The organism is Kitasatospora sp. NPDC059571 (genome assembly GCF_042735675.1).
Classification (GTDB): Bacteria; Actinomycetota; Actinomycetes; order Streptomycetales; family Streptomycetaceae; genus Kitasatospora.
The window spans coordinates 2877-10555 of the sequence record NZ_JBHWBW010000261.1 but is presented as its reverse complement, the minus strand read 5'-3'; the positions used below and the strand labels follow the sequence as shown (position 1 = coordinate 10555).

10 protein-coding genes are annotated in these 7679 nt (G+C 73.9%); all 10 read right to left on the bottom strand.

Going from position 1 to position 7679, the window contains the following annotated elements:
• A partial coding sequence (locus ACFV0G_RS25165; protein WP_380552142.1) for an FAD binding domain-containing protein occupies positions 1 to 769 on the bottom strand: 769 nt, incomplete at its 3' end.
• 131 nt (positions 770 to 900) lie between these two features.
• Positions 901 to 1353, bottom strand: coding sequence for an ester cyclase (locus ACFV0G_RS25160; RefSeq protein WP_380552139.1), 453 nt, complete (start codon positions 1351 to 1353; stop codon positions 901 to 903).
• Between the two features lie 191 nt (positions 1354 to 1544).
• A complete protein-coding gene (locus tag ACFV0G_RS25155) occupies positions 1545 to 3029 on the bottom strand; it encodes an MFS transporter (protein ID WP_380552136.1) in 1485 nt (494 codons plus the stop codon).
• Between the two features lie 40 nt (positions 3030 to 3069).
• On the bottom strand, positions 3070 to 3774 hold the full coding sequence (locus ACFV0G_RS25150; protein ID WP_380552133.1) for an AAA family ATPase: 705 nt from the start codon (positions 3772 to 3774) through the stop codon (positions 3070 to 3072).
• A gap of 27 nt (positions 3775 to 3801) precedes the next feature.
• Complete coding sequence (locus ACFV0G_RS25145; protein ID WP_380552130.1) at positions 3802 to 4833, bottom strand: AvrD family protein; 1032 nt, start codon at positions 4831 to 4833, stop codon at positions 3802 to 3804.
• Positions 4834 to 4837: 4 nt separating this feature from the next.
• Positions 4838 to 5125 (bottom strand): phosphopantetheine-binding protein, encoded by a 288-nt coding sequence (locus ACFV0G_RS25140; RefSeq protein ID WP_380552127.1) that lies wholly within the window; start codon positions 5123 to 5125, stop codon positions 4838 to 4840.
• Positions 5119 to 5880: an SDR family NAD(P)-dependent oxidoreductase gene (locus tag ACFV0G_RS25135; RefSeq protein ID WP_380552124.1), complete on the bottom strand. Its 762-nt coding sequence runs from the start codon at positions 5878 to 5880 to the stop codon at positions 5119 to 5121. The genes ACFV0G_RS25140 and ACFV0G_RS25135 overlap by 7 nt, the downstream gene beginning before the upstream one ends.
• Positions 5877 to 7217 (bottom strand): fatty acid--CoA ligase family protein, encoded by a 1341-nt coding sequence (locus ACFV0G_RS25130; RefSeq protein ID WP_380552121.1) that lies wholly within the window; start codon positions 7215 to 7217, stop codon positions 5877 to 5879. Before ACFV0G_RS25130 ends, ACFV0G_RS25135 begins: the two co-directional genes overlap by 4 nt.
• 12 nt (positions 7218 to 7229) lie before the next feature.
• Positions 7230 to 7472 carry a hypothetical protein gene (locus tag ACFV0G_RS25125; RefSeq protein ID WP_380552118.1) on the bottom strand — a complete coding sequence of 81 codons (243 nt, stop codon included), beginning with the start codon at positions 7470 to 7472 and terminating at the stop codon, positions 7230 to 7232.
• Positions 7473 to 7495: 23 nt separating this feature from the next.
• Positions 7496 to 7679 (bottom strand): hypothetical protein (locus ACFV0G_RS25120; RefSeq protein ID WP_380552115.1); only part of this gene is annotated, 184 nt, incomplete at its 5' end.

Sequence of the window (7679 nt, the reverse complement as noted above, 5' to 3'; positions counted from 1 at the left end):
GCCGCGGCGCCGCGGGGGGGGGGCTGGGGCGGCGGGGGGGGGGGGGGGGCCCCCCCGCGGGCGCGCGCGCGCGCCCCCCCCCCGCGCGGCCCGGGCGGTCCGCGACGCCGCCGAGTGCGATCCGAGCGGCGGTGATCCGGCCGTCCGGGCCGAGGACGAGCTCGGCGCCCGCGGCGACCAGCGGGAGGCTGCCCCGCTGGACCCCGTACTCGGCGACGGCGGCGGTGGGGGCGGGGGCGGGGCGGGGGAAGCGGATCGCGGTGAGCAGCTCGCCCACGGCGAGCGCGGTGCGGTGCGTCCCGGTGAAGAACTCCCCTGCGGAGATGACCCGTTGACCGGACGGCCCGAGTGAGTCGAGTTCCGCGTCGAGCAGGACGGCGAGCAGGCACCACTCGGCGGCCGGGTCGGCGTGGGCCAGGCTGCCGCCGACGGTGCCGCGGACGCGGACCGGGAGGTGGCCGATCAGCCGGGCGGTCTCCGGCAGGACGGGCAGGCCGGCCAGGATCCCCGGGTCGGCGGTCCGCTCCAGGTCGGCGTGGGTGGTGAGGGCGCCGATCCGCAGGGCGCCGTCCTGCCGTCCGGTCCCGCGCAGCGGGGCCAGCCGGCCGATGTCGACCAGTGCGGTGGGGCGCACCAGCCGGCGGTTCAGCAGAGGGAGCAGGCTCTGGCCGCCGGCGAGGACGCGGGCGTCGGGGCCGTACTCGGCGAGCCGGTGGACGGCTTCCTCGGCCGTGTCCGGCCGGCAGTAGGCGAATGGCGGCGGCTTCATGCCTTCTCTCCTGAGCGGGGCTCCGTGGGGACGGGCGCGGGTGTCCGGCCCCCCCGGGGGGGGGGGGGGGGGGGGGGGGGCCCCCCCCGGGGGGGGGGGGGGGGGGCGGGCCCCCCCGGGGGCGGGGTCGGTCAGGGCCGGTTGAGCGGCGGCACTTCGAGCGTGGTGTGGCCCAGCTGGCGCATCAGGTCGGCGATGTCGAAGTGCGCCGAGCGGGAGATGACCTTCTCGCCCACGAAGTGGTCGATGCCGATGGCGGTGAACGTGGCCTGCTTGCCGCTCGGCGGCAGCCCGCGGAACGGGCCGAGCTGGGTGCCGATGCACTCCACGCGGGTGATCACGGTGTCGCCCTCGGCCCACTGCTCCTGGACGAGGTCGCTCATGTCCGGGAAGGCGGTCAGGAAGGCCCGGACCCAGCTGCGCACGCCCTCGGGGCCGTGCAGGTCGAACTGCGGCCAGTGGAAGTCCTCGTGGAAGAGGTCGTCCGCGAGCTCCAGCTCGCCCTTGGTGATGATGTGCTCGAAGAGCAGGGCGATCTTCTGCTTGCGGACCTCGGGGGAGGTCCCCTGCGGAACGGCGGTCATGCCGCGTCCTCTCTCGGTCGTGGTCGGGGGGGGGGGGGGGGGGGGCCCCCCCCCCCGGGGGGGGGGGCGCGCGCGAGCGCGCGCGCGCGGGGGGGGGGCGCGCCCCCGGCGCCGGGGCGCCGCGCCCCCCCCCCGCGCGGGGGGGGGGGGGGGCGCCCCCCCCCCCCCCCCCCCCCGGTGCCCGGTCGTGGTCACTTGGCGGCGCGGGCGGGACGGGGCAGGGACAGGCTGACGGCGGCGGCGATCAGCACCAGCACCAGGTCGATGACGCCCACCCAGGAGAAGGCGGAGGCGTAGGAGCCGACGCCGTGCGGGGTGCCGAGCGCCCCGAAGAAGACCGAGCCGATCGCGGCGACGCCGGCGGCGCTCGCGAACTGCTGGGCCGTGGTGAGCACACCGGCCGCGGCGCCGGCCTGCTGCGGGCGGACCCCGGCGAGCACCGAGCCGACCAGGGCCGGCACGGCCAGGCCGTTGCCGAGGCCGATCAGCACCATCGGGCCGATCAGCCGGGCCGGGCTGGTGTGGTCGCCGGAGGCGCCGAGCACGATCAGCAGGGCGACGAAGCCGACCGCGGCGATCGAGCCACCGGTGGTGATCATGCGGCTGCCGTACTTGGCGGTGATCCGCTGCGAGGCGATGGACGCGCCGGAGAAGGCCAGGCCGAGCGGGGTGAAGGTGAACCCGGCCTCCAGCGGCTTCAGGCCGAGGCCCGACTGGAGCACCAGGGTCAGCGTGAACATGAAGCTGAAGAACCCGGCGAAGGTCGCGATGCTGACCACCAGGCCGCGGCTGAACGCCCGGTCGGCGAAGAGTGACAGGTTGAGCAGCGGCTGGCCGCCGCGCGCCGCCAGGCGGCGCTCCCACAGCAGGGTCAGGACCATCGCGGGCACCGAGGCGATCAGGCTGACCCAGGTCCAGGCCGGCCAGCCCTGGATCCGGCCGAGGATGAGCGGCACCAGGGCCAGCGCCAGGCTGACCGGGACGCCGACGGCGCCGACCGGGTCGAGCGCAGGCCGTGCGGTGGGCTTGCGCCTCGGCAGCAGCCGCAGGGCGAAGCCCAGCATGACCAGGCCGATCGGCAGGTTGACCAGGAAGATCACCCGCCAGCCGAGACCCGCCACGTCCGCCTGCAGCAGCGCACCGCCGAGCACCTGCCCGGCGACCGCGCCGACGCCGACCGTGACGCCGAACCAGGACAGTGCCTTGGCCCGCTCCGCGGGCGGGAAGGTCGCGGTGATCAGCGCGAGCACCTGCGGCACCATGGCGGCACCGGTCAGGCCCTGGACGAGCCGGGCGGCCACCAGCTCGCCCGGCGTCTGCGCGATGCCGCACAGCACCGAGGCGATGGTGAAGGCGACCGTGCCGGTGAGGAAGACCGCCCGGGACCCGTACAGGTCGCCGAGCCGGCCGCCGGTGATCAGACCGCTGGCGTAGGTGAACGCGTAGCCGGCGACGATGAGTTCGAGTGCGGCCTGGCCGGCGTGCAGGTCGTGCTCCAGCGACGGCGCGGCGACGTTGACCACGTAGAGGTCGAACTGCGCCATGAACATGGCCGCCAGGATCACCGGCAGCATCAGCCAGCGCTTGGCGTACGGGGCGGCGTCGGCCGCGGGGGCCGGGGCGGCGGACGCCCCGGTCCCCGGGCTACCGGCGGCCCCCTTCTGGGTGAGAGACATGGCAGGTGGGTCCCTTCGGGGGTTGCGTGTCAGGTGGGGCTCAGGCGGCGTTGGCCTTGGAGCGCTCCTGCTCCAGCCGCCAGTCGATCTGCGCGTACTCGGCCTGGGCGCGGGCGATCGCCTCGTCCACGTCGCACACGGTCGGCAGGTCGAAGTGGGCGACGATCTTCTCCAGCCGCTCGCGGGGGGTGCCGGAGACCATGAAGTACGGGATCTCCAGCTCGTCGAGGGCTGCGAGCAGCATGGCGTCGCAGGTGGCGCGGAAGCGCTCGTTCATCGGCCGGTGGCCGTCGGCGGAGAGCTTCAGCTCGTTGCTGAGGTGCACGAAGCCGTCGAACGACGACCGCACGTGCTGCTTGAAGTAGTGGCCGAGCTGGGCGGTGACCTGCTCGAAGAAGGCCATCTCGGGGGTCGCCTCGGGCACGTACCCGTCCGGTGCGGCGCCCGGGTCCATGCCGAACTCGACGCGCACGGCGGCGTAGATCCACTCCTGGAGGGACGAGCCGTCGGCTATGAAGCTGTCGCCCAGCAGGGCCTCGTTGACGGCGCGGCCGACGTGGCGGCGCACGGCGAGCTGGACGTACTCGGCGGGGGTGACCTCGGTGAGCGCCTTGCCCGGGACGGCGTCCGGCATGATCTCGCGGATGGTCTTGGCGGGGGAGCGGGGGATGCCGGTCAGGTGCGACAGGGCGATCGCGGTGGAGGTCTTCCCGGCGGAGTAGGTGCCGGAGATGGAGATGCGCATGGGAGTGCTTCCTTGTCGTGTGGTGGGTCAGCGCGCGGTGGCGGCGACGCGGGCGGGCAGCTCGTGGGCGAAGGCGCAGTGCATGCCGATGCCGGCCATGCCGCCGCGGAGTTCGACGCTGCGCCACACGCCGCCGCGCAGCGGCAGCAGGCGCTTGCCGGTCAGGGCGACGCCGGTGGCGAGCGGCAGGCCCTCGACGAGTTCGGCCTCGGTCCCCTCCTCCGGGGCGGTCAGCACGGTCTGCGTCATCCAGAGGGTGTTGCTCTCGGCGCGGCTGAGTCCGTCGAGCTCGTACATCAGCACCTGCGCCAGCTGGAGGTTGACGACGAAGCAGTCGATCAGACTGACCGCCGGGCGGCCGCCGGCCGCGATGCCCTCGTCCGGGTCGGGCGCGCCGTCCGTGCGGGTGAAGCGGACGGCGGCCGTGGCCGCGTGCTCCGCACCGTCCACCGCGACGTCGGTGATCTCGTGCCGTCTGAACTTGAACCCCTCGCCGTAGAAGCGGGGTTCGCCGGGGCCGAGGGCCTCGGCGAGGCTGCCGAAGCGGGCCTCGGCGGCCGTCCGGGAGACGATCGGGTGCTCGGTCTCGACGCGCACCCGCAGGTTGCCGACGGCGCACTCGTGGACCGAGCGGTACCGGTCGCCGGCCGGTTCGGTGGTGCGCAGCCGGGCGGAGACCGGCACGCCGAGCAGGTCCTCCTGGGGCGCGGTGCCGGCCCGCAGCACCACCTTGGCCAGCCGTACGGTGCGGCGGTCGGCCGGGCTCAGCCCGTAGGCGTGCGCCAGGTGGAGTTCGGCGAGCTGGACGCCCAGCACCAGCGCGTCGACCGTGCTGAGGTGCGGCCGCAGGTCGGTGCCGTCCTTCTTGCGCGACCAGTCGGCCGGGTAGTCCAGGTCGAGCAGGCCGCGCACGCCCGGGTCGGCGGCGCCGGCCGGGGTGGCGGTGAGGCCGTGCACGCCGTACCCGGCCCGCTGGTAGCCGCGGGAGAAGAACCGGGTCTCGCCGGGGCCGAGGTAGTCGTCGATGGAGTGCAGCAGCAGCTGCTGGTCGGCGGCCACCGGGTCAGACCCCGGTCGGCGCAGGCACCGGCTCGCCGGCCAGTGCCGCGGTGTAGGCCTGCACCAGGTCGCTGACGGTGCGCATGTCGGTGATGGAGACGCCGTCCGCGAACGGGTCCACCCCGAGCTCCATCTCCAGTTCGATCAGCAGCTGGGCCAGGGTGAGCGAGTTGAGGCCGAGCTCTATCAGGTCCTCGCTGTCCTCGGCGGCCGCGGCCTCGTTGTCGGGGTCGAGCAGGAGGGTCCGGATCTCACGGTCGATCAGCTCGCGGATCTGCGTCTGGTTCAGCATGTGATGCCTCCGTCGATGACTAGGGACTGCCCGGTCACGAAGTGCGCTCGGGCGGAGGTGAGGAAGAGGATCGCGTCGGCGATCTCGTCGACCGTGCCGAGACGGCCGAGGGGGGTGCGGTGCTGGATCTTCTCCCGGTTGCGGTCGGTGACGTCCGCGGTCATGTCGCTGTCGAAGAAGCCGGGGACGATCGAGTTCACCCGGATGTTGAACGCGCCGAGCTCGCGCGCCAGGCTGCGGCTGAAGCCGTCCAGTCCGGCCTTGGCCGCGGCGTAGACCGAGACCCCGCGGTAGCCGCGGATGGCGTTGATGGACGAGATGTTGATGATGTTGCCCCCGCCGTGCCGGGTCATCAGCCGGGCGCAGGCCTGGGTGAGCTGGATCGGCGAGGTGAGGTTCTCGGTGATGAGCGAGTCGATCTGCTTGGACGGGGTGGTCAGCAGCAGTTCCTGGTGGAGCACGCCGGCGTTGTTGACCAGCAGGTCCACCCGGCCGAAGCGGCGGCCGACGTTGCGGGCGAAGACCCGCATGCTCTCCGGCTCGCCGAGGTCGGCCGGCGCCCAGTGGAAGTCCTCCGGGTGGGCCTCGGCGGTCGCCGCGGTGAACTCGTTGGCGCGGCGGCTGAAGGTGGCGACCCGCCAGCCGTCGGCCAGCAGCCGCTCGACCAGGGTCCGGCCGAGCCCGCGGCTGCCGCCGCTGACCACTGCGACCCGGTGCACCGCGGCCGCGCCCTCGCCCGCCGGGTCCGCGCTCACGCGGCGCTCCGGATCTTCTTGAACCGGTCGGAGTGCTGGTCGGCCTCGGAGATCTCCACCACGACCGGGACCTTGTAGGCCTCCAGCCGGCGGGCGCAGTGCTCGCGCACGGCGCGGACGACGTCGGCCCGCTCGGCCGGCTCGACCAGCTTGACGGTCGCCCTGACCACCATGCCGGTCACGTGGCTGGCCCGGCCGGAGACGGTGGCCTCGGCGATGTTGGGGATCTCCAGCAGGACGTTCTCGACCTCGCTGGGGTACACCTTCTCGCCCGCGACGTTGATGATCTCCGACTTGCGGCCCAGGATGCGTACGTAGTCGCCGTCGATCTCCACCGCGTCCTGGGTGTTGAAGTAGCCGTCCGCGTCGAACGGCGCCGGGGCGTTGAGGTAGCCGAGCATCGCCATGTCGGAGCGGATCCACAGGATGCCGTCCACGATCCGGTGGTCGAAGCCGTCCCCGCCGAGCTTGACCCAGAGGCTGTCGTCGCTCTTGGACTTGGTGGGCATGATGCCCAGCTCCGACAGGCCGTAGGTCTGCTTGAACCGCACCTGCGGCAGGGCCTTCTTGAGGCTCTGCAGGGTGCCGAGCGGCATCGGCTCGGTGCCGTAGGTGATCAGCTTCAGCGAGCCGATGTCGTGGCGCCGGTACGCGCCGGAGATCAGCAGCATGTTGAGGAAGGTCGGGGTGGTGGGCAGCACCTGGACGCGGTGTGCGGCGACGGCCGCGCAGACCGTCTCGGCGGTGCGCTCGGCGACGGTGATCACCGCGCCGCCCTGGCTGAGGGTGTGCAGCAGGGTGTTGATGCCGCCGATGTGGTCCAGGTTGAGGAAGGCCAGGGTGCGGGCCGCCCGGGTGGGTGCGCCGTACTTGGCCAGGACCCGGGAGAAGTCCAGCACGGTGGCCTTGGAGCGCCCGGTGGTGCCCGAGCTGAACAGCACCAGGCCGGGGACGCCGGCGTCGCGCAGCGTCCGGTACAGCTCGTGGCCGGCCGCGCGGCCGGTGCGCTCGAACTCCCGGGAGCCGTCCGGCGCGATCACCACGACCGCCTCCACCTCGGCGATCTCGTGGAACTCGGCCCGCTTCGCCGCGGGCAGCGGGGTGAGCGGGACGACCACCGCCGCCAGCTCGACCAGGGCGAGCAGTGCGGCGCAGGCCTCGACGCTGCTGGCGCCCTCCACCACGACCACCTGGCCGGCGCCCACGCCGCGGTCGGTCAGGTAGGCCTGCCAGTCGGCGGTGCGCTCGACCAGCTGCGCATAGCTGGTGGGCGTGCCGTTGAAGACGATCGCCTCGGCGTCGCCGAAGGTTTTCAGGCGTTCCAGGAACTGGGTCATCGGGTCCCTCCCTTAGCTGTTCTGACTCTTCGGTCCATGGGCTGCCGCACCCGGGCGAACCGGCCCGGCCCACCCGTTCGGGCGCTCTGCCTCCAGCAACTCCTCCGTCAGCGTCAGCAGTTGCTCGGTCGCCTTGTGGAGGTGCCAGGCCGCGCGGGCGCCCGCGTCGGGGTCGAGCTCGCTGCCCCAGCTCTCGCGGTGCAGCTCCAGGCAGGTTCTGGTGCGGTCGATCACGGAGCGGTCCGTGCGGTCCACGTCGACTCCTCGGGGACTGCGGTTCAGGGACTGCTCCGCCAGGACGGCCGGCGGGGCGCCCGGAAGCGCTCCGCCCCGGTCCAGGCGGGGCGTGCGGTGGCGGGCGCGGCCGCCCCCCGGCCGGCGATGCCCGTGGGGCCGTGCGGGATGAGGTCGGCCGGCTGCGCGGTGATGGCGGCGTGGTGCCCGGGGGCGGCGTTGGGGTGG